Below are 21,718 nucleotides of genomic sequence, written 5' to 3' on the forward strand. Positions count from 1 at the left end.
TGGAATTTTCACTAAAGTATAGGTTAAAAACATCATACATGATTTTTATCGCGTTTTACCAAATGCTCACATTTCTTAATAAAACTTAATGAAGTCCAGAAACCATGGAAAAAAATGAACATCTTTTAGGCACGCGTCGATTTTTACCGATGTTTGTTACTCAATTTTTCGGTGCACTCAATGACAATGTCTATAAACAAGCGCTGTTATTGGTCATTACCTATGGTTGGATTAATCAACAAAGCGCGGATGTCAGTACACTCAATAATCTCGCAGCCTTATTGTTTATTTTACCCTATTTTATTTTCTCTGCGACAGCTGGACAAATTGCAGATAAGTACGAACGTTCACAACTTGTACGCGGCATTAAAATTCTTGAAATTGTGATCATGTTGATTGGTTCCGCTGGCTTTATTTTAGGTCATTTATGGCTGTTATTATTGGCTTTATTTTTAATGGGGACGCACTCTACCTTCTTTGGGCCAATTAAATATGCCATTTTGCCTGAAATTTTAAAACCGAATGAATTGATGTCTGGAAATGCATTATTTCAATCGGGTACATCCATGGCAATTTTAATCGGGATGATCTTAGGTGGTGCAGTGATTTCCATGTCACAAGGCAATCTAATTTGGATTAGTTTAACTGTAGTGACCATTGCCATTTTGGGTTATTTGTCGAGTCGCTTTGTATTAAAGCAAAATGTCACATCACCTGATCTCAAAATCGACTGGAATTTTTTTAGAACCAGTTTTCAAACCTTGAAATATGCCAAAAGCTTGCCGATTGTCTTTCTAATTTTACTGGGCAATTCTTGGTATTGGTTTTATGGTGCAACGTATCTGACCCAAATTCCACAACTGACACAACAAAATTTACATGCCTCTGAAAATGTGGTCAGTTTACTTTTAACCTTTTTCTCTGTGGGCATTGGTGTTGGTTCATTATTGTGTCGCAGAATTGGCGGTTCAGAAGTGAATTTGAAGATGGTGCCTCTTGGTGCAACTGGTCTAACTGTTTTTGCTTTTTATTTGGCGGCAAGTTTGGCTTTTGTTCCCGAACGTACAGGTGAAATGCTGGGTTTAAAAGATATCTTTACCCAAGGCTTAAGTTATTACCATGTCATGCTTGCTGTGACATTACTGGGAATTAGTGGTGGTTTTTATATCGTACCGCTATACGCCATGATGCAAGCCTTTTCTCCACGTTCACATCGTGCGCGTGTGGTGGCGGCAAATAACATCTTAAATGCGGTATTCATGGTATCCTCTGCTGTATTTTCCATTATCATCTTAAGTATATTCAAGATTGATATTAAAATACTTTTTAGTATTACTGCTATTTTAAGTGCCATTTTCACAACATGGCTTTTGTTTAAACTCAAGCCTATGCTTGCTGCACATCACCAAAATGCTTTAGAGGATTAATTTTATGCGTCAATATACCGGTATCGACAAATTTATTCATTCATTTGACCAAGCGCTACGCAGCCTCGTTCCAGGAACAACCACTGCTCATCGTGAAAATCCAAGCAGTGATGTTGAAACAAAACTGGCAGTGAGTGAAGCACGTCATGTTGCGGGCTTAATGCGCGTCAATCATAGCGGTGAAGTATGCGCACAAGCGCTTTATCATGGTCAGGCACTGACTGCGAAATTGCCCAATGTACGCCATGAAATGGAACAAGCTGCCGTTGAAGAACAAGATCATTTGGCTTGGTGTGAAGACCGCTTAAAAGAACTCGATAGCCATACCAGCTTATTCAATCCTGTTTGGTATGGACTTTCATTTGGTATGGGCGCACTTGCAGGCATTGCAGGTGATAAATACAGCTTAGGTTTTGTCGCTGAAACTGAACGTCAAGTGAGTTTGCATTTAGAAGACCATATTAAACAGCTACCTGCGCAAGATGATCGTTCACGTAAAATTCTAGTGCAAATGAATGCAGATGAATTACAGCATCGAGATACCGCGCTGAATGCTGGCGGTGTGGATTTACCCGCGCCTGTACGTATTACCATGACTGCAATTTCTAAGCTAATGACCAAGACCAGTTATTATATTTAAGTGTTTTTTGCATGATAAAAGCCCATATGATTGTGTAATGCTGATCAGTTAAGAAATTGACTGGCATTTTATTTTTTAAGTTCATGATGTTATTCGATACACGGAAACGTCATCCGCAACTGTTCGAGGCAAGACTACTTTGAAAAAGTAAGGTTTCTGCGATGAATTGATCAATAAAAGGGATTTGACGAGTTTTGCGGATAACAGATGCTTTTGGTTCTTTTGGCTAAACAAAAGAACAAACGAGCTCCAAAAATTTGATTTAAAACGATAAGACTCCGTCGTGAATAACTAAAAAGCTAAGGAGTTAATTGTAACCCTCTTAACTAATCAGTATTACTTATTTTATTTTAGTGGGCTTTTTAATAAATCATAAAAGTAAGATTTACAACCTATTTTGGCGTTTAAAACGTTCTAATTTACGATCAGCTTCATAATAATTAAATTCAACTCTGTCTTGTTTAATTCTTAATTCTTGAATTAATTTACGATATTTATCCCGATTTTCGGGGCTAGTTTTATCATCAAGGAGCGCTGTACGATAACGCTCTAAATTATCCAATAAATCATCTTGCTGTTTTTTAGCAGCATAAAAATCATGTGCCACATCATAATAGGGCTTTAATTGACTGCGTTTTTCTAAAGGACACACACTGTACGACCCTGAGCCTTTTAATGCCTGATCAAATATATTTTCAGCCGTACAATAATAACTTAAACCACGTTGATAGCCCTGCTGATAAAGCTGTTGATTGGGTTGAATACCCGCTTTTTGACAGGCCTTAAAATATCGATCAATGCGGCTCACTTGACCTGAACTGCCGTCAATTTCGCCAACAGAAAACCATTGTGCCGTATGACATTGTTCTACACTCATACTGCTACACCCTGTCAAAAACATGACCATGATGCCTAAAAGTTTTATCTTTGCCATCTTGCTGTTCTTTATATCCATAAGTACACTTTTTTAAATAACTTAAAAACAAAAAACAACCAACAGATTGCGCCATTTTTGCATTTATCTCAATAAAATCACGCTATATAGAAATGTGATTTGACTGATTCAGAAAACTAAAAATCAAAGCCTATAGTCAAGCAAAGCAGTTTGCGCCCACTACGAACTAAGATTAAATTGAGTTAAATGCACAATCGGATAATCAATAGCAGTATCGTATATAAATATCACATGCTTCCACACATCTTGCATTGGAATTTTTACGTCTAAAGCCAAGGGGAATTTTTTCGGATTAAATTGCATGTGTTTTAAATCCATGCCCCAAGCAATCAAATCTACATCTAAGGAAATAAAATGGGAAGGACGTACACGACCTGAATCCACTTCCATATTTTTCAGCAAATGAAGAATTTCATCAACATGCAAATGAGACTTAAGCAAACAAGCGGCATTCCAATAGTCTGCCCCAATCGCATCGCGGCATGGAATTAAATAAATTTCAGAGAATTGAACCTGCCCCATTTCAGCAATCTGGGAAAATGCCTGCTTAAAATGTTGTTCAGGATTGCAATTACTCGCCAGAGCTAAGGCGAATATCGTTTCGGTGGCGTTCAAGACGAATTCCTACAGAATTTGCTTGCGCGATAATGGCAGGCTTCCTGATCGTAATCATAATAGATTCGACTGCGGGAAAGGTAGTAAAAAGTGCATTTAGCACCAGTTTTGCTGCGTGTTCGATCAATTCTGGCTGTGCTTTTTGAATCACGGTGGCTGAAATTTCGCAAATTTCCGCATAATTCAGCGTATCTTCCAATTTATCCGAATTTGATGCTTGCTCTAGATTGGTCTGAATCGTCATATCCAGCATTAAAGGTTGAATAATTTGACGTTCCCAATTGAAACAGCCAACCACTGTTTCAACTTTCAAACCTTCAATGATAATTGCGTCCACATTTTTACCCTTAACAAATTTTGACTTTTTTAATCCCTCCCAACCTCCCTTTAAAAAAGGGAGGAGCTTTTAAGTCCCTCTTTGAAAAAGGGGGATTTAGGGGGATTTTCTTAAAACAACTTAGTTTTTTAACAACACATTCGGGTCAAGTGTTTGCACCATTTGCAAACGTTGGTCTGCATAAATATCGGTATACGGTGCCAGAATGCGCATAAAGCGATCAAAATACAACATTTGCTTAAATAACAAGGCAAAATCACGTGGGAAGCGAATACCATGACGCTCACCCACGCCAACCATATCCATCATAATATCGTTTAAATCGGCAGGATTTGAACTTAATATTTGTTGTGGATCCGCCATTAATACCCCACTAAATAAGCGCTCTAAATCAGCTGCTAAAACTTGGGTATCAATTTTCTTATCCGTCATGCCCATTTTCAGCATGTTTTCTGCCATCAAGTTGTAATCCGTTCTTTGCAGTGCATCCATAAATGCAATCGATGCCGTCCACACTGTTGGATTTAACTGCCCAACGATACCGAAATCGATAAAACCGACACGACCATCTTCAAGTAACATCAGATTTCCTGCATGTAAATCAGCATGGAAACTATTACACATCATCAGGCTACCAAACCATGTATTCATGGCTGTAATTAAAACCTGAGATGGATCTTTAGAGACTCTTTTGACCACATCAAAATCAGTCAAAGGTACACCATACAAACGCTGCATGGTCAACACACGGCGCGTTGAATATTGATGATAGACTTTTGGTGCAGTGGCTTTATTGTTTTGAGTGACATTCAAATAATTGACAAAATCATCTAAATTTTGTGCTTCTTCAATAAAATCAACTTCACGCACCATACGGGTTTTAATTTCATCGACAATATCTGCAAGTGATGCAAATTTTACTTTCGGTACAGCTTTTTCTAAGACTTTGGTTGCCCAATGCAAGACATTTAAGTCGGTATAGAGAATAGTTTCTACGCCCGGCTTTTGCACTTTAATCACGACATCTTCACCAGTGACTAATTTAGCTGCGTGAACTTGTGCAATCGATGCTGAAGCTAAAGGTTTTTCCTCAATCGAAGCAAAAATTTCATCTAAATTTCTGCCTGCAAATTCAGAGGCTAAAACACCTTGTACATAACTAAATGGTAATGATGGTGTTTGATCTAAACAACCTTGAAATTCTTCCACATATTCACGTGGGAATAACGATGGTGTACTGGCAATAAACTGCCCAAGTTTAATATAGGTTGAACCTAAAGATTCAAAAGTTTCGCGCATCAATTTTGCGTTACTTGGTTTTTCAGTGGCGTATTTAATGCCTGCTTTGGCTGCAATGACAGCTGTTTCCCCAACTCGGGCAACTGAACGCAGTCCATCTAACCAGATATTGTTTTTCATAATGTCTAAGTAGAATTAAATTGTAGTGAGTGTAGCAAAAAAATATTCTTTTGCAGGACTATCTTGCCTGACAAACTGAACAATCTGGATCTTTTTCAAAAGCCAGTAAGCGTTGTTTCATGCTTAAGCCGTCCCAAAGCAACAGTTTTTGCTTCAATGGGGTTTGAGCTAAACCTAAATAAAGCAAGGCATGATGTGCTTGTAAACTTGCCATGACATTCGGTGTTGTTGCAAGTACGCCTGAATCTGCACAACGCAAACTTTCGTTTGCATGTTCTTCTTTTGGAAATAAACATTCATAGCAAGCAGAATCGCCTTCTACCATAAACAATTGACCTTGAAAACCAATGGCTGATGCACTAATTAAAGCGACATTCAATTGCGTACAGGTTTGATTCACCAAATAACGAGTGGTGAAATTATCGCAGCCATCTAAAACTAAGTCTTGAGTAGAAATGAGTTGTTCTGCATTGTTTTGATCAAGTTTAGAGGTATAACTTTCTATGCGAATATGTGGATTAATTTGCTTTAAGCGTTTTGCGAGTATTTCCGATTTGTAAAAGCCAATATTTTCTTCTACATAGGCTATTTGACGTTGTAAATTGCTTATTTCAATGGTGTCGGCATCAATCAAGGTGATTTTCCCCACACCTGCGCGTGCTAATAGTTCCGCACTTGTACAGCCTATGCCACCACAACCCACTATAAGGACATTGGCAAGTTTGAGTTTTTCTTGTGCTTCTATATCCCAACCATCAAGAAGAATTTGGCGTGAATAAAGGTGCATTTCATCATCATTTAACTCTAAGTCCATGTCGAGTAGATTAGTCACTAAGTTGTCCCACTTGCATTTGCTGATTTATAACCTGCGTAGATTATAAAGGATATCCTCTTTCTGTTCTGTAGAAGTCTTTGACAAGAACCCATTTTTACCCCAATATTTCAAGTACTCTTTAACAGCCCTATAAAATCAATAAGTTACAATTCTTTAAAAAATTTTGGGTATTTTGCATTTTTTAGCATTAACTCCTTGTTATTTTAAAGCTTTGTCCTTTATATTTACGTTCACTGCCATATAGGCAGCTTAGAAATGGTAATTACCAATATAAACCAATTGCCCCGGTTCACTGCCATATAGGCAGCTTAGAAATGATGTTTTAATCGAAAGCGGATTTCGAACACGTTCACTGCCATATAGGCAGCTTAGAAAAATGGAAACCCGACCACGATTACTGTGCTTGCGTTCACTGCCATATAGGCAGCTTAGAAAGTTGAAAGAATGAATTTGCTGACATTCAGCCACGTTCACTGCCATATAGGCAGCTTAGAAAATAGTCAAACCCCAGAGTTTGACACTAACAAAGTTCACTGCCATATAGGCAGCTTAGAAATTTCCCCGGCTCAGATAGTGCGTTCTCGAAGTGTTCACTGCCATATAGGCAGCTTAGAAAAATGGACTGAATTTAGTTTTTTTTCATCTTTGGTTCACTGCCATATAGGCAGCTTAGAAATTCGAAATTCTTGGGGCGAAGATTCGGTTTACTGTTCACTGCCATATAGGCAGCTTAGAAAACAAACAAAGAAGAATCCACCCAAGGCAATCAGTTCACTGCCATATAGGCAGCTTAGAAACTGAAAAAATCAAAACTGTAAAAAAACAGTCTGTTCACTGCCATATAGGCAGCTTAGAAATCAAAATGTGACTACGGCTGAGATAGAAAATCGTTCACTGCCATATAGGCAGCTTAGAAATGAATTATTGGGTGAATCTTATAAGTTGTCTGGTTCACTGCCATATAGGCAGCTTAGAAAACAATTTCCCTTAAAAAAAACCGCCCTAAAGAACGGTTTTTAATTTAACAATAATAAAATGCTCTTAGAAAAGGCAAAATCTAATTAACCGACTTTTTGAATCCCTTGTATTTTGGCAATTTCCTGTTGTTTGAGTAAATTTCGCTGAATTTTTCCACTTGAGGTTTTAGGCAAACTTTCTACAAATTCAATCTCTTTTGGATAAGCATGCTTAGATAAACGCGAACGTACATATTCTTGCAATTTATGACTTAACGCATCCAAAGCTGAAAATTGAGGTTTTAAAACCACAAACGCTTTAACGACTTCAGTCCGTTCTGGATCTGGCTTACCAATCACAGCAGATTCAAGCACTTCACTACATTCCAACAATGTACTTTCTACATCAAAAGGACCTACACGATAGCCTGACGTTGTAATGACATCGTCAGCACGACCAATAAAATCAACACCACCTAATTCATTCAATCTAACTGTGTCACCCGTTAAATAATAATGACCCACAAAGGATTTACGGTTATTTCCATCATAGCCTTTAAACCAAACCAATGGTGATTGTGAAAAATCAATTGCTAGTGTGCCTACGCCACCTTTCTCCACTTCTTCATTATTCTGATTTAAAACACAAAAGCGATGTCCTGGATTTGCAAATCCTGCTGACCCAATTTTAATTTCATGTGCTAAGGCATGATGATTGCCAATCACCATCCCTAATTCAGTCTGTCCATATTGATCATAAATATTCACATTTAAGTCATGATTAAACCAATGAATCACTTCAGGCGTTAATGGCTCACCTGCACTACTCACCACACGCAAATGCGCTTTAATAGATGGATCAAATTTTTCTTTAAAGCCAAAGAACATACGAAATGCTGTAGGTGAACCTGTTAAATTGCTCACTCTGTATTTTTTTATAATCTGTACAGCATGATCTACACTAAAAGCACGTTCATCCATAATAATGCTATGGCCTAAACTTAACGGCCCTGTAATACCGTAATATAGTCCATATGCCCAACCTGGATCGGCTAAATTCCAAAAAGAATCCTCAGGACGCAAATCTACGGCATAAGCCATATAACCTTTAAATGCCAATACGGCCTTTAATGGGACTGGTACAGATTTAGCCAGACCCGTTGTTCCCGAGGTAAACATCATTAAAAAATCATCGGAAAATGTTTGCATAACAGGTTCAAATGCTGAAGATTGCTTAGTAAGTTCTGTCCAAAAATCACCATCTTGCTGACTTAAGGTATCAAGTTGATACACTGTTAAAATATGAGGTACATCAACACTATTAAGTTTTGGACGTTGTTCTTCATTGGTTACAATCAATCGAGTTTTAGCGGTGTTAATACGATGTTCTATCGCTTTAGACTCAAATGCAGTAAACAAAGGCTGATATATTGCCCCCATTCGCCAAGTTGCTAAAATGGTAATGAGCAATTCAGGTGTACGTGGTAATAAACCCGCAATACAATCACCTTCTTTTAAGCCCAGCGAAGTAAAATAATGGGCTAATTTCCCTGATGCATCTGCCAGTTGCTCAAATGTCCACTCAGCCGATTCACCATTTTTACCTTCCCAAATTAAGGCGGTTTTATTTGAACCAAGATGGCGCTCACAACATTCAACATAGGCGTTGATTGCTTGAGGTGTACCCACCAATTGCTCGGCAAGAAATTGATCAAAATTAAACTCTTGATATGCTTGTTCTAGCGTCTTCATAGCGACAACCTCTTATCCATTTTTATAACAAAATAATTACTTTGTGCAGTTACTTTGTTTGTCCATTTTCATTGTTGTTTTCATTTTCAAATGCCAAAAAAATTCAGCATTTTTACTTCACTCATAACTTAGATAAACATGATTGGCGAAATCCTACAATTTCCGAATCCATCAAAAAACATGCTGGATTTGAACACCTACTAAAGTCTTAAATTTGGCCTATTTAGAGCTTAGTCACTTCACGTGCAATCACTAGACGCTGAATGTCCGATGCACCTTCATAAATTTGGCTCACACGTACATCGCGGTAAATTCGTTCGACTGGAAAATCAGAAACATAGCCATAACCACCATGGATTTGAATGGCATCTGAGCAAACTCTTTCCGCCATTTCAGATGCAAATAATTTCGCCATTGAGGCTTCTTTTAAACACCCGAAGCCTGCATCTTTTAAAGTGGCCGCATGGAAAATCAATTGACGTGCCGCTTCAATTTGGGTTGCCATATCGGCAAGGCGAAATGCCACTGCCTGATGCTGAACAATTTCCACCCCAAAAGCTGTACGTTGATTGGCATATTCCACTGCTGCATCCAATGCCGCACGTGCCATTCCTACAGATTGAGCTGCAATGCCAATACGACCAGATTCCAAGTTAGATAACGCAATTTTGTAGCCTTCACCTTCTTGACCCAATAAATTTTCGGCAGGAATTCGGCAGTGATCAAAAATGATGGTTGCCGTATCTGAACAATGTTGTCCCATTTTTTCTTCAAGACGAGAAACAATATAACCTTCTGTTTCGGTGGGCACTAAAAAACAGGAAATACCTTTTTTCCCTGCGGCTTTGTCTGTCACCGCAAATACAATTGCAACTTGAGCATGTTTACCTGTGGTAATAAATTGCTTCGTGCCATTTAATACCCAAAAGTCGCCATCACGTTCGGCCTTGCATTCAAGTGCACCTGCATCGGATCCAGCCTGAGGCTCTGTTAAACAAAAGCAGCCCAACCATTCACCTGTTGCTAATTTGGTCAAATATTTTTGTTTCTGATCTTCTGTACCATAACGCTGAGTAATGCCACATGGAAGTGAGTTTTGAACGCTAACAATGGTGGAAATAGCACCATCACCTGCGGCAATTTCTTCTAGTGCCACCACAAGGGAAACATAATCTAGTCCCGCACCGCCCCATTGTTCAGACACAGTCATGCCTAAAGCACCCAACTCACCCAGTTCTTTTAGTTCTTGTGCGGGAAATTTTGCGGTTTTATCGCGTTCTGCCGCAGTTGGTTTGAGTTTAGCTTGCGAATAATTTCGCAGCATGTCCTGAACCATTTTTTGTTCTTCATTTAAAAGCATTGAATATCCCTTTTATGTTCAGGTTGTTAAATTCGACATTTATTAAAATTTAAAAAATATTTGATACACGACAATCCCATTCGCAACCTGAAACACTTCTAAAAAGATAATGTTTCTGCGAAGAAGTGGACTGTAAATTCAATTAAACAGGTTTTGCGAATGGAGATGGTTTTGCCTACTTTTCCCGAAAGAAAAGTAGGTCGAACCGAAGGTTATATAAAACCTTTACTTAATAATGCAAAGACTCCGCCACAAATATAAAGATCACAAATCAAAATAGATTATTTAGGCTGCATACGAATCGCACCATCTAAGCGAATCACTTCACCATTCAAATACGCATTTTCAAAAATATGCCCAACCAAATGTGCAAACTCTTCTGGTTTTGCTAAACGTGGTGGAAATGGCACCATTTGCCCCAAAGCATCCTGCACATTTTGCGGCATTGCTTTCAGCATTGGTGTTTCCATAATCCCCGGTGCAATCGTCATCACACGAATAGCTTCACGTGCAAACTCACGTGCTAAAGGCAAAGTCATGGCAACCACGGCACCCTTAGAAGCAGCATAAGCAGTTTGCCCAATTTGACCATCAAATGCGGCCACTGAAGCCGTGTTTACAATCACACCGCGTTCTTCTTCACCGACTTTCAACTCATATTTAGCCATCAAATTTGCAGCGAAACGAATCATATTAAAAGTTCCACTGACATTAATATTCAGTACTTTTTGGAACATAGCAAAATCATGCATGCCATCACGACCCAACACTTTGGCTGATGGTGCAATCCCTGCGCAGTTGACCAAACCATTCAATTGCCCATATTGCTGCTCAACATTTTCAAAGAATATTTTTACCGCATGTTCATCGGTCACATCCAATTTCACAAAAACAGAGTGCTCGCCTAAACGCTGTTGCATTTCCATACCCAGTTCATCATTCATATCCACCATGATGACTTTAGCTCCCTGCCCGACCAAATGCGTGGCAGTTGCAGCACCTAAACCCGATGCACCGCCCGTGACTACAAATACCTTTCCTTGAATTTTCATTTTATTTTCCTAGCAATTCTTTGAATAAACACTCGACTTAAGATGCAGAGTAAATGTAGTCAGGCTTGAGTACAATTTCCAAATATTGCATCATCTATGATGGATTTGGACAATTCAAACTATCGGACAAATGAACTAAACATGGATATCAGCACATGAATGAACAAGATTTAAACTATAGCAAAGGTACAATCTCGATCAATCTTGTGCATGAAGCATTATGTTCTGCGCAGCATCAAGGCTTAAACACACAAAGCATCTTACTCAAATCGGGCATTCCTCTTGAGTTAATGCAGTCCAGTAAAGCCCGTGTTTCAGTTTCTCAATACGCACAACTCTGGATTGAACTTGCGGATGCCATGAACGATGAATTTTTTGGTATGGACAGCCATCCAATGCGTCGTGGAAGTTTTAAACTGTTATCACAATCCGTTATGTATGCTGAAACACTGAAACATGCAGTTCAACATATTTTGCAATTTTTAAATCTGGTCTTAGATGATTTTATCAGTCAATTATTTGTACAAGAAAACTATGCTTATATTGTGATTTATGAACAAAAACAAACTAAAAGAATGTTCAGTTACGCCACTTATTTAATGCTCATTCATGGTTTGATGTGTTGGTTAAGCGGGCAACGGGTTTTACTGAACCAGATTCAACTTAAATGTGATTCACCCTTAGATGATCAAGACTATAAAGTTCGTTTTTGTGAAAATATTCAATACAATAGCAATGAAAATTACATTCAATTTGACGCCAATTATTTAAACATTCAGATCAAGCAAGACCAACAATCGTGGTCTCAATTCATTCAACAAACGCCACAAAACCTCTTGGTTCGCTTTAAAAACCCACATGCAATCAGCTCTCAAATACGTAAACATTTAATGCAAGTTCCACCAGCGCAATGGTTAGAACTCAATGAAATTGCGCATCGTTTAAATATGTCGGATGCAACCATCCAACGACGCTTAAAAAGTGAAGGCGTGAGTTACCAACAGCTCAAAAATGATATCCGACGTGACACAGCCATTGAATTTCTGACTAAAACAGACAAAACCCTACAAGATATTAGTGATGAATTAAGCTTTCATGACCCAAGCGCATTTCATCGCGCCTTTAAAAAATGGACAGGTGTCAGTCCGGGTGCCTATCGTCAGAATAAGGAACAGTAATCTGTTTCTATTGATATGAACTAAAATTAAGGTCTATTGATATTTTTTGTGCAAAAAAATAGCAAGTAATAAAATTCAAGCACAAAAGTGACACTATAAAAGTTCTATTGCTCTAGCTGGTAGCTTTATCTAGTTGCCATGATGAAATGTCAACAGCCCCCTAAATTTAAATCAGTTTTTTGACCTTCATTCGTCGGAAAGTCATTGTGCTGTCGTACATTGTCACTGACTTGAAAAAATTTCGTGCCATAGTAATCCCGTCATATTGTTTACAAAATATTTAATAAAAACATCATGGAGGGGACTAATGAGCACCCAATTTAATAAAAACTTAATGACAAATATTGCATGGCTATCATTGTTACTATGCAGTCAGCAAGCGATTGCCGACACATACATTTATGTGACTAATACTACTCCTGAAATGGTATCCGTCAATATTAATCATCACGGTACACGCACCTTAGTTCAAGGGAGCGAATGGGCACAAGAAGCCACCCAAATTGCCCCTTACGAAACCAAACGTGTCCTGCGTTATAATCGTTATACGGGGGTAAAGTCGGGTCAAACCTATAATTTTGATACCGTGATTACCGGCGGTGGCTCAAGTGTAACGCTGAAACAATCGATGACAGGTACATGGTCTGGCAGTGATATTAAACATTCGGCTTCTGGCAGTGATTTTTCTGCACCGTGGTTCAACAATCGTAATATTCAGCGCTTCAACACCAACTATGCAGGTAAAGCAGCCCAGACTGCATTTAAAGCTGAACTCACGGGCGGCTATGATGACTTCCACTACACCATTCATCAAAACACGGTGCCAGAACCTATTGTAGCCAGTGCCAATGAATTTAAAGTTTTAACCTATAATATTTATGCGCTTCCTGTAGTTGCGAGTAAAATTGATGAGCGTTTAGATCAACTGCCACAAAACTTAAAAGGCTACGATGCAATTTTATTTCAAGAAGCTTTTGCTTCTGGGCGTACTGCAATGTTGGCTAAATTAGCACAGGAATATCCGTATCAAACTTATATTCCAGTGGGCTCAGGCTTTAATATTTATGACAGCGGCATACTGGTTGCGAGTCGCTACCCTATCGTGAAGACAGATCACTTAATTTATCCTAACTGTACAGGCACTGACTGTTTTGCAGATAAAGGGGTGGTCTATGCTGAAATTCTGAAAAATGGTAAGGCTTACCATGTGACCTCAACGCATACAGCATCGTTCGATACCGCTGCGGCACGTGACTTACGCCAACAACAATTTAAACAAATCCGTGCTTTGGTCGATAAACAAAATATTCCATCATTTGATGCCGTGCTGATGGGAGGTGACTTTAACGTCAACAAACTACTGTGGCCGCAAGATTATGCCCAGATGTTGAATAACCTGAATGGGACTGCTCCAGTCAGCACAGGATATACAGAATCAACCTTTGATCCACGTGTGAATAAACTATCGGGTGCTGGCCTAAGCGGTGGTTCTACAGTGGAATACTTAGACTATGTGGTGTCATCGAATAATCATCGTCAGCCCATGCAAGCACGCAACGATGTACGCATTATTCGCTCAGCTGCCGATCCATTATTTATGACTTGGGATTTATCTGACCACTTCCCTGTCATGGGTCAATTCCAATACAACCCATAAGGAATATCAATGAAGCACTTTGGGCTTATCGCTTTGGTGCTGAGTTTATTGGTGATTGGTGTTGGTATATGGTTGGGTCTTAGCCCATCATATGCTACATCGGATCAAACTCAGACTTCATCATCGTCCCTCACAAAAACGGGGCAACCAATGGGTTCGCAAGATAAGTTTGCAGCTGCAAACAATGACGAGTCAAAAATGCAGCAGCAAGAATCGATCAAACAAATGATTCAATTTTTTCAAAAAAATCCGGGCAATATCACACAATTATTGACCCAGTTACAGCAAAACTGCCCTGATGCAAACTGTCAGGCATTATTAAAACAGGTATTAGCCGAATATCCTGATCAACAATTTGCCCAGACTTTAGAGCAACTGCTTGAACGCCTACCGCTCTATGAAAAAGAAATGCAAGCTAAAATAATGTCCACACAAATGACACCACAGCAGCGTTATCAGGAAATTTGGAAATTACGTGAGCAGATTTTAGGTCAAAAAGAAGCACAGCTCGGCTTTGGTGAAGAAAAAGAATTTGCCAGCTATCAGTTTGCCTATGGCGAACTCCTGAATCGAGCACCGCAGATGACGCAACAGCAACGTCTGAGTGAACTTGCACAACTGCAACAACAATATAAAAATTCAAGCAAAAATATTGATGGTCAAAATGGCAGTTATGATAAAGCACTTAAATTGGCTTTAATTGGTATCACCGACCCTGTACAACAACAAAAGATTACCCAACAGTTGCTTAGCAGTTATTTCTCACCGAAAGAAGCAGCACAATTGGCTGCACGTGAACAACAAGTCGCTCAACAACAGCAACAAGTGGCAAGTTATCAATCGGAGCTTGCGACTTTAAACCAAGAAATGAACCAACGAAAACAAAGCTTGCCTGAAAGTACGTGGCAGCAGCAATATCAACTACGGCTGGAACAACTACGACAAAAGCACTTTAATTAGTGGCTTAAGCATTCATCATTTCAACCCAAAAAAAAGCACAGCTAAAGCAAAGTTATGGAAATAATGTTGCTTTAGCTTGTCATCACGCCTTGCAATTTCACGATATTTTCTAGTTTGAATCAGCTATGGTCAAATAAAAACCATACCGCCAAATTATTAAAATAAGTATATTTATTTCATATCTTTAGAGTTAATTTAAAGGTAGCTTAAAACCAAAATCTAGCTATATTCTCAACTAAGTACTTAGTTTTATATAAATACCAATCCATGTACATACCTCACCTAATTACCATGATGAAGTATCAACAGACCCTATTATTAAATAATTTCAAGGTTTTCATACGCTTAAAAACTCAATTTTTCATTCATCGGAAGATGTTTGCATAAAGCCCCCAAATAGGTTATTTTTCACTCAATTTAAAAGCATATTTTATGCTTAACCTGCTGTTCTTCTCCTGTAAAACCACCTTAAATTAAAGGTTCTGTCATGCTTAAAATGATTGATGTTCTCGATCAACGTCTCGTGCAAAACTTCACCCAAGCTTTGCAGTCTCCTACTCCACAATTTGAAGAGCAACTGAATCAAGGCATTCTAAATGCATCAGACCTTGACTTAAATCATGCTGTAACTGCATTTTTTAATGAAGTCGATGCCATTGAAGTAGTACAAGCACTTGATATTAGTGCCGACCATATTCAAGCCTTTCAGTTAGGTGCATCTTTTAAAGATGAACAATATTTAGCTGATCTGAAGAAAATTGTGACGCTTTGCCTTGCACTCGAAACAGATGCTTTAGAGCAAGTTGAAGTATCCGATTGCCTACAAGATTATCCAATGTGATGTTATAAATGGCTTTAAAAAGCGACTCTTTTGAGTCGCTTTTTTATGGGTAAATCATTATTGAATAATTTATTTTGATCGAAATTTATAATAAAGCTCCTTATGCTCTATATTGTACGCTAGGCGATTTATGCTGATCACTTTACTTAAACTAATGCTGATTGCAATAACTTATTCTTTGTCTTACCTGAAGATAATTGCAAACACTTAAAACACACAATGTAATTACAAAATAATTACATTTAAAGAAAGTGAGGCTACTCCTTTTTTAATCAAAAATCGAAAAATAATGATTAAACTCCATAATAAATAAGCAAAAAAAAAGCGCTTAATGCGCTTTTTTTAAATCTCTTTCTTTTTCAGCTATTTTGAACAACCGATTGTTACGCGATTATTACCGCTGTAATCTTTAATGGTTTGAATATCTTTATAACCATATTTCTTAAACAGTTGATAGACCACACCACCTTGATTATAACCATGCTCAAGCGCAATCCAACCGTTAGCAGTCAACCATTTTTTACCATTTTGAATGATAAATTCAATATCAGCTAGACCATTATTCGCTGCGACTAAAGCTCGTTTTGGCTCAGTTGCTAAATCCTTCATGTGCTTATCATTTGGATCAATATAAGGCGGATTCGATACAATTACATCAAAGAATTGATTACGCTCTAAAGCTTTAAACCAACTGCCTAAAGCAAATTTAACTTGAGGTAAATCATGTTTATCTGCATTAAACTGCGCAACATCTAACGTTGGCTGATGAATATCAGTTGCAGTGATAGCCCAATCTGGACGTTCACTGGCAAGTGATAAAGCAATTGCACCTGTACCTGTGCCTAAATCTACAATTCGAGCATCTTCAGGTAGCTCTAAATGTAAAACAGTTTCCACCAAAACTTCAGTATCTGGTCTTGGCACTAAAGTATCTTTGGTTACTTTTAAATCTAAAGTCCAAAATGGTTGTGAACCCGTCACATAAGCCAAAGGTTCGCCAGCTTCAATTCGTGCCAATGCCGCAACATAGGCTTGCTCTTGCTCTGCCGTTAACGCTTGGGCTTTTTTCATAACCAAATCAAAAGAATCAATTTTGGTAATATGTTCAAGCAACCATGCATTTTCTTGGCGTTCGTAACTTTCCGATTCACCACGTAAGGCTAATGCCTGTGCAATATTCATTAACCACCATTCTGCTGTGCAAGCATTGCTAACTGATCTGCTTGATATTCACGATGTAAACTATCCAATAACTCTGTTAAATCACCTTCCATCACCGCATCTAACTTATATAAAGTTAAATTAATACGGTGATCAGTCATGCGACCTTGCGGGTAGTTATAAGTACGAATACGTTCTGAACGGTCACCTGAACCCACTAAGTCTCGGCGCATTTCAGACGTTGCCGCATCAGCTGCCGCACGTTTAGCATTTTCTAAACGTGACACCAAAAGTGCCATCGCTTTGGCTTTGTTCTTATGCTGCGAACGCTCATCCTGACATTCCACCACCGTACCCGTTGGTAAATGGGTAATACGAACAGCAGAGTCGGTTTTGTTAATATGCTGACCACCCGCACCCGAAGCACGGTAAGTATCAATACGTAATTCAGATGAATTGATTTCCACCGAAGTATCGACATCAACTTCAGGTAAAATCGCTACGGTACATGCAGAAGTATGAACACGCCCTTGCGATTCAGTCGCAGGAACACGTTGTACACGATGCGCACCACTTTCAAATTTCAAACGACCGTAAACACCATCGCCATTAATCAGGCAAATGACTTCTTTATAGCCACCATGCTCACCTTCATTTTCAGACAGTACTTCAAGACGCCAACCTTGAGTTTCAGCGTATTTACTGTACATACGATACAAATCCCCAGAGAAGATCGCTGCTTCATCACCACCCGTTCCAGCACGAATTTCCAAATAGGCAGAATTCGCATCATTTGGATCTTTTGGAATCATTAAGATGTTTAAATCGGCTTCAAGCTGAGCAATAATGGCTTTATTGTCCTTAATCTCTTCTTGCGCCATTTCTTTGAAATCAGGATCAGAGAGCATCGCTTCAGCAGTTTCAATATCTTTTTCTGCTTGGGTATACTTTCTCCAAACTTCGGTGATTTCTGTTAAGTCATTATGCTCACGCGAAAGTTGACGAAAACGCTTGTTGTCAGAAATGACTTCTATATCCGCAAGCAATGCGTTTAATTCTTCATGACGGTCAGAAAGTTGATCTAATCGTAAACGTAACGACTCTTTCATTGTGTAAAATATCTCAAGACAATGGCTATCTCTATGCCTTACATGACATAAATCAGCTCAAAAAAATTGTGCTTAGTGTAACGATTCTAGGGTGTAAATGACATAGATATTGTTGCGACAAATCCTCTTATTAAAAAAGAACATTTTTGAAAATGTGATTTAAATCACTCCTAGGTTTATTCATATTTCAATTGCAAATGTATCTTTGGCGGGCTTTTCTACACATTTTTAATAAAACTAATACAAAGCAGACACTAAACCACATAACTCTGCTTCGTCATCTCCATATTTCACCAAATATTTTTGTTACATTTACCGCCATCGAAAGCAATTACAATGGTCCGCTTTTTGGACATGGAGTTAACTATGAAACTTAATGCATTATTATTAAGCGCAACATTAGCAGCAACCTCAATGATGGCAGTGAATGCTCATGCTGATAATACAACTCGCGTAGCAGCAACGTCTGCATTAGGTAGTGTAGCAGGTACGGCTATTGGTAAAAGCATGGGTGGCAACACTGGCGCGATGATTGGTTCTGCTATTGGTGGTGCGGGTGGTGCTGCGGTGTCAGCAAACAAACGTGACCGTACTGGCGCTGCTATCGGTGGTGGTTTAGGTGGTGTCGGTGGTTATACTGTCGGTAAAAGCGTAGGTGGTACAACTGGTGGCTATGTGGGTTCAGCTTTAGGTGCTGCGGGTGGCTCTGTACTCGGTAAAAAAGTATCACAAGACCGTCATGCTGACCAACGCTCTTATAAAAAGAAATCTAAAAAATACCGTCGTAACCATCGCTAAGTTATCATTAGCTAACTGAATAATAAAATTCCTTATTCTAAAAAATGCCAGTCAGTTCAAAAACTGACTGGCATTTTTTTAAATGCTATTTAATGTGTTTTCACCAAACTGCCACCCATCACAACTCTCCATAAAATCACTTGGAAAAATAAAATTTCTGCCACTAAAACTGCAATAAAAATCTTTTGATAAATTCTGTGCTGGATACGATACCCCCCTTTCGGCTAAAGCAAAGAATCCAACCCGTTCCAAATCTTGATTTAAAAGTCATCTGCGGTCATAAATCAAAAAAGTGAATATATTTGTTTTTTAAACCCTCAATTTCCCCGCACGACCTTGAATTGATGTTTTTTACAGCATAAACAGCCTATTCCTCTCCATCTCGCCCCAATCATGAATAAATTGAGTAGATAAAGAATACAAACGATTAACACGCTGTTCATCTTCATTTCCAAATCTTTGACTACATTAGACTCAAGATATAACGAAAGCTTCAAAAAGGAGTTTGCCATGAAATTTAATTCAATAATTCTTGCCGCTGTAGTTGCAACATCAGCAGTAACAGCAACAACAACCTATGCTGATAGTTCTACACGTGTAGCAGCGACGTCTGCTTTAGGCAGTGTGGTCGGTACTGCGCTTGGTAAACAAATGGGTGGCAACACTGGGGCAATGATTGGTTCTGCAATTGGTGGGGCTGGTGGCGCTGCGATCTCAAGTGATCGTCGTAACCGTACAGGTGCTGCAATCGGTGGTGGTTTAGGTGGTGTGGGTGGCTATACTGTCGGTAAAAATGTTGCTGGTACAACTGGCGGCTATGTTGGTTCAGCGCTAGGCGCTGCGGGTGGTTCTGTACTGGGTAAAAAAGTCAGTGAAGACCGCCGCTATGATGAAGATCGTAATGACCGCGACCGTTATAACAACAATGGCTATCGCAACAGCAAATACAGCTACAATGATCGTAATTACAGACACGATAATGGTCGCCATCGCGGACACTATAAAAACCATCGTTAATGGCTAAAGATTCAATTTAAAGCACCTTTAGGTTAAAGCCTGTCAGTTCAGAAATTGACTGGCTTTTTTATTTTAAATTCATGATGTTATTCGATACGAGGAAACGTCATTCGCAATTGTTCGAGGCAAGACTATTTTAAAAAAGTAAGGTTTCTGCGATTTATTAATCAATAAAAGGTATTTGGCGAGTTTTGCGGTGAGGCGCACTGCGCCGCAAGATGCCTTTCTTGCGAACTCAAAATATATTTTGAGGCTTCTCATTTGGGCTTATCCAAAGTAATAGATGAGCTCCAAGTATTTGATTTAAAAATATAAGACTCCGTTGTGAAGAACTAAAAATTTAAGGAGTTTATTACAAAACTCCTTAGCAGACTGACATTACAGCTTCGGGTTCTTTTTTTATAGCTGCTAAAAAACCATCTATAAAGCAGATCAAGATACAGAATATATTGAAAAAATATATATCGAAAAAAAACGATATACAAGTTCAATCAGGCATCGTATGCTCTACTCAGATTCCATATTTGAGAAAACAGATGCGCTCATTAAAAGACACCCCTTTTTCAATCCTTGAACTTGCTCCCGTTCGTGATGATAAAAGCATTCAGTTTTCACTTCATCATGCTTTGGCACTTGCACAAAAAGCGGAAGAATTAGGCTACAAACGCCTATGGCTTGCAGAACATCATAATATGGATGGTATTGCCAGCTCTGCAACTGCCGTTTTATTGGGTTACATCTTAGCGAATACTCAAACTTTAAAAGTGGGTTCAGGCGGCATTATGTTGCCGAATCATGCACCACTGGTTGTTGCAGAACAATTTGGTACTTTAGCAACCCTCTATCCTAACCGTGTTGAACTGGGTCTTGGACGTGCGCCTGGAACAGACCAAGTGACCATGCGTGCCTTACGTCGTGGTCGTCAAGAAACTGAAAATCAATTTCCACAAGATGTTTTGGAAATACTGCAATATTTTAAAGCACCTGCTCCACAGCAACGTATTATTGCCACACCGGGACAAAATACTCATGTGCCAGTTTGGTTATTAGGTTCAAGCTTATTTAGTGCCCAATTGGCGGCAAAACTAGGACTACCCTATTCCTTTGCTTCACACTTTGCACCACGCATGCTGGATCAAGCCATCAAACTATATAGAGAAAACTTTGAACCTTCTGAATATTTAGACAAACCCTATATTTCTATGGGCGTTCCAACGGTAGTCGCCCAAACAGATGCAGAAGCTGAATATTTAGCCACTAGCGCATACCAACGTGTACTTGGCTTAATGCGTGGACAAAGTTTAAAACTTAAAGCCCCTGTTGCAACGATGGATGGACTATGGTCATCCGCAGAAAAAATGTCTGTCGATAATTTCTATGCCATGGCTCAAGTTGGTTCACCCGACACGGTCAAAGCTGGTTTAGAAATGCTGTTAGAAAAATACGATGTCGATGAGTTTATTTTCACTTGTGATATTTATGACACAGACAAGCGCATTGAAAACTTTGAATTATTAATGAATATCAAAAATGCTTAATCACTTTAATACGGCCAAAATAGCACCTATCTAAGATAATGCCAGTCAGTTAAGAAATTGACTGGCATTTTATTTTTTAAATTCATAATGTTATTCGATACGCGGAAACGT

General features: G+C 38.8%; 19 protein-coding genes and 1 CRISPR repeat array. Of the genes, 9 read left to right on the forward strand and 10 right to left on the reverse strand.

Going from position 1 to position 21,718, the window contains the following annotated elements:
* The first annotated feature begins 104 nt into the window (after positions 1 to 104).
* Positions 105 to 1,427, forward strand: coding sequence for an MFS transporter (locus B9T30_RS07460; RefSeq protein ID WP_086184421.1), 1,323 nt, complete (start codon positions 105 to 107; stop codon positions 1,425 to 1,427).
* A gap of 4 nt (positions 1,428 to 1,431) precedes the next feature.
* Positions 1,432 to 2,067, forward strand: a complete 636-nt coding sequence (gene coq7 / locus B9T30_RS07465) for a 2-polyprenyl-3-methyl-6-methoxy-1,4-benzoquinone monooxygenase (RefSeq protein ID WP_086184422.1) — start codon at positions 1,432 to 1,434, stop codon at positions 2,065 to 2,067.
* A gap of 385 nt (positions 2,068 to 2,452) precedes the next feature.
* Here coq7 and B9T30_RS07470 read toward each other — a convergent pair whose 3' ends face one another.
* The 8 genes from B9T30_RS07470 to B9T30_RS07505 form a co-directional block, all read right to left on the reverse strand.
* Positions 2,453 to 3,001, reverse strand: coding sequence for a DUF2799 domain-containing protein (locus B9T30_RS07470; protein WP_143223200.1), 549 nt, complete (start codon positions 2,999 to 3,001; stop codon positions 2,453 to 2,455).
* 180 nt (positions 3,002 to 3,181) lie between these two features.
* On the reverse strand, positions 3,182 to 3,637 hold the full coding sequence (locus B9T30_RS07475; RefSeq protein ID WP_086184423.1) for a 2-amino-4-hydroxy-6-hydroxymethyldihydropteridine diphosphokinase: 456 nt from the start codon (positions 3,635 to 3,637) through the stop codon (positions 3,182 to 3,184).
* Complete coding sequence (gene folB / locus B9T30_RS07480; RefSeq protein WP_086184424.1) at positions 3,594 to 3,974, reverse strand: dihydroneopterin aldolase; 381 nt, start codon at positions 3,972 to 3,974, stop codon at positions 3,594 to 3,596. The genes B9T30_RS07475 and folB overlap by 44 nt, the downstream gene beginning before the upstream one ends.
* Before the next feature lie 120 nt (positions 3,975 to 4,094).
* On the reverse strand, positions 4,095 to 5,393 hold the full coding sequence (locus B9T30_RS07485) for an ABC1 kinase family protein (protein WP_086165877.1): 1,299 nt from the start codon (positions 5,391 to 5,393) through the stop codon (positions 4,095 to 4,097).
* A 58-nt stretch (positions 5,394 to 5,451) separates the two neighbouring features.
* Positions 5,452 to 6,225 carry a HesA/MoeB/ThiF family protein gene (locus tag B9T30_RS07490; protein WP_171264139.1) on the reverse strand — a complete coding sequence of 258 codons (774 nt, stop codon included), beginning with the start codon at positions 6,223 to 6,225 and terminating at the stop codon, positions 5,452 to 5,454.
* A 231-nt stretch (positions 6,226 to 6,456) separates the two neighbouring features.
* A CRISPR array of direct repeats spans positions 6,457 to 7,205; the repeat unit is 28 nt; unit sequence GTTCACTGCCATATAGGCAGCTTAGAAA.
* Positions 7,206 to 7,289: 84 nt separating this feature from the next.
* Positions 7,290 to 8,936: an AMP-binding protein gene (locus B9T30_RS07495; protein WP_086184426.1), complete on the reverse strand. Its 1,647-nt coding sequence runs from the start codon at positions 8,934 to 8,936 to the stop codon at positions 7,290 to 7,292.
* Positions 8,937 to 9,159: 223 nt separating this feature from the next.
* Complete coding sequence (locus B9T30_RS07500; protein WP_086184427.1) at positions 9,160 to 10,296, reverse strand: acyl-CoA dehydrogenase family protein; 1,137 nt, start codon at positions 10,294 to 10,296, stop codon at positions 9,160 to 9,162.
* A gap of 281 nt (positions 10,297 to 10,577) precedes the next feature.
* Positions 10,578 to 11,348 (reverse strand): 3-hydroxyacyl-CoA dehydrogenase, encoded by a 771-nt coding sequence (locus B9T30_RS07505; protein WP_086184428.1) that lies wholly within the window; start codon positions 11,346 to 11,348, stop codon positions 10,578 to 10,580.
* A 155-nt stretch (positions 11,349 to 11,503) separates the two neighbouring features.
* On the opposite strand from B9T30_RS07505, the gene B9T30_RS07510 reads away from it, so the two are divergent.
* From B9T30_RS07510 to B9T30_RS07525, 4 genes are all read left to right on the forward strand, one after another.
* A complete protein-coding gene (locus tag B9T30_RS07510; protein WP_086184429.1) occupies positions 11,504 to 12,526 on the forward strand; it encodes an AraC family transcriptional regulator in 1,023 nt (340 codons plus the stop codon).
* Between the two features lie 334 nt (positions 12,527 to 12,860).
* Entirely contained in the window at positions 12,861 to 14,183 is a 1,323-nt protein-coding gene (locus B9T30_RS07515; protein ID WP_227518957.1) for a sphingomyelin phosphodiesterase, read from the forward strand.
* A 9-nt stretch (positions 14,184 to 14,192) separates the two neighbouring features.
* Positions 14,193 to 15,143: a lipase secretion chaperone gene (locus B9T30_RS07520; protein WP_086184431.1), complete on the forward strand. Its 951-nt coding sequence runs from the start codon at positions 14,193 to 14,195 to the stop codon at positions 15,141 to 15,143.
* A 487-nt stretch (positions 15,144 to 15,630) separates the two neighbouring features.
* Complete coding sequence (locus B9T30_RS07525; protein WP_086184432.1) at positions 15,631 to 15,984, forward strand: hypothetical protein; 354 nt, start codon at positions 15,631 to 15,633, stop codon at positions 15,982 to 15,984.
* 363 nt (positions 15,985 to 16,347) lie between these two features.
* Here B9T30_RS07525 and prmC read toward each other — a convergent pair whose 3' ends face one another.
* On the reverse strand, positions 16,348 to 17,166 hold the full coding sequence (gene prmC, locus B9T30_RS07530; protein ID WP_086184433.1) for a peptide chain release factor N(5)-glutamine methyltransferase: 819 nt from the start codon (positions 17,164 to 17,166) through the stop codon (positions 16,348 to 16,350).
* Positions 17,166 to 18,254, reverse strand: coding sequence for a peptide chain release factor 1 (gene prfA, locus B9T30_RS07535; RefSeq protein WP_086184434.1), 1,089 nt, complete (start codon positions 18,252 to 18,254; stop codon positions 17,166 to 17,168). The genes prmC and prfA overlap by 1 nt, the downstream gene beginning before the upstream one ends.
* Before the next feature lie 366 nt (positions 18,255 to 18,620).
* Here prfA and B9T30_RS07540 point away from each other — a divergent pair, with 366 nt between their 5' ends.
* From B9T30_RS07540 to B9T30_RS07550, 3 genes are all read left to right on the forward strand, one after another.
* The gene (locus B9T30_RS07540) at positions 18,621 to 19,052 is read left to right on the forward strand and encodes a hypothetical protein (RefSeq protein WP_086184435.1); all 432 of its coding nucleotides are present in this window, start codon (positions 18,621 to 18,623) and stop codon (positions 19,050 to 19,052) included.
* 510 nt (positions 19,053 to 19,562) lie between these two features.
* Positions 19,563 to 20,069: a glycine zipper domain-containing protein gene (locus B9T30_RS07545; protein ID WP_086184436.1), complete on the forward strand. Its 507-nt coding sequence runs from the start codon at positions 19,563 to 19,565 to the stop codon at positions 20,067 to 20,069.
* 536 nt (positions 20,070 to 20,605) lie between these two features.
* Entirely contained in the window at positions 20,606 to 21,607 is a 1,002-nt protein-coding gene (locus B9T30_RS07550) for an LLM class flavin-dependent oxidoreductase (protein ID WP_086184437.1), read from the forward strand.
* The last annotated feature ends 111 nt before the right edge of the window (positions 21,608 to 21,718 follow it).

The sequence above is a fragment of the Acinetobacter sp. ANC 4973 genome (genome assembly GCF_002135275.1).
In the GTDB taxonomy this organism is placed as follows: Bacteria; Pseudomonadota; Gammaproteobacteria; order Pseudomonadales; family Moraxellaceae; genus Acinetobacter; species Acinetobacter kyonggiensis.

Excerpts from the sequence above, each read along its gene's own strand:
- B9T30_RS07515 (WP_227518957.1), top strand. The coding sequence starts at position 12,861 with ATGACAAATATTGCATGGCTATCATTGTTACTATGCAGTCAGCAAGCG.
- B9T30_RS07545 (WP_086184436.1), top strand. The coding sequence starts at position 19,563 with ATGAAATTTAATTCAATAATTCTTGCCGCTGTAGTTGCAACATCAGCA.
- B9T30_RS07540 (WP_086184435.1), top strand. The coding sequence starts at position 18,621 with ATGAAACTTAATGCATTATTATTAAGCGCAACATTAGCAGCAACCTCA.
- B9T30_RS07510 (WP_086184429.1), top strand. The coding sequence starts at position 11,504 with ATGAATGAACAAGATTTAAACTATAGCAAAGGTACAATCTCGATCAAT.
- coq7 (WP_086184422.1), top strand. The coding sequence starts at position 1,432 with ATGCGTCAATATACCGGTATCGACAAATTTATTCATTCATTTGACCAA.
- B9T30_RS07460 (WP_086184421.1), top strand. The coding sequence starts at position 105 with ATGGAAAAAAATGAACATCTTTTAGGCACGCGTCGATTTTTACCGATG.
- B9T30_RS07520 (WP_086184431.1), top strand. The coding sequence starts at position 14,193 with ATGAAGCACTTTGGGCTTATCGCTTTGGTGCTGAGTTTATTGGTGATT.
- B9T30_RS07485 (WP_086165877.1), bottom strand. The coding sequence starts at position 5,393 with ATGAAAAACAATATCTGGTTAGATGGACTGCGTTCAGTTGCCCGAGTT.
- B9T30_RS07495 (WP_086184426.1), bottom strand. The coding sequence starts at position 8,936 with ATGAAGACGCTAGAACAAGCATATCAAGAGTTTAATTTTGATCAATTT.
- B9T30_RS07470 (WP_143223200.1), bottom strand. The coding sequence starts at position 3,001 with ATGGCAAAGATAAAACTTTTAGGCATCATGGTCATGTTTTTGACAGGG.
- B9T30_RS07525 (WP_086184432.1), top strand. The coding sequence starts at position 15,631 with ATGCTTAAAATGATTGATGTTCTCGATCAACGTCTCGTGCAAAACTTC.
- B9T30_RS07500 (WP_086184427.1), bottom strand. The coding sequence starts at position 10,296 with ATGCTTTTAAATGAAGAACAAAAAATGGTTCAGGACATGCTGCGAAAT.
- prfA (WP_086184434.1), bottom strand. The coding sequence starts at position 18,254 with ATGAAAGAGTCGTTACGTTTACGATTAGATCAACTTTCTGACCGTCAT.
- B9T30_RS07505 (WP_086184428.1), bottom strand. The coding sequence starts at position 11,348 with ATGAAAATTCAAGGAAAGGTATTTGTAGTCACGGGCGGTGCATCGGGT.
- prmC (WP_086184433.1), bottom strand. The coding sequence starts at position 17,166 with ATGAATATTGCACAGGCATTAGCCTTACGTGGTGAATCGGAAAGTTAC.
- B9T30_RS07550 (WP_086184437.1), top strand. The coding sequence starts at position 20,606 with ATGCGCTCATTAAAAGACACCCCTTTTTCAATCCTTGAACTTGCTCCC.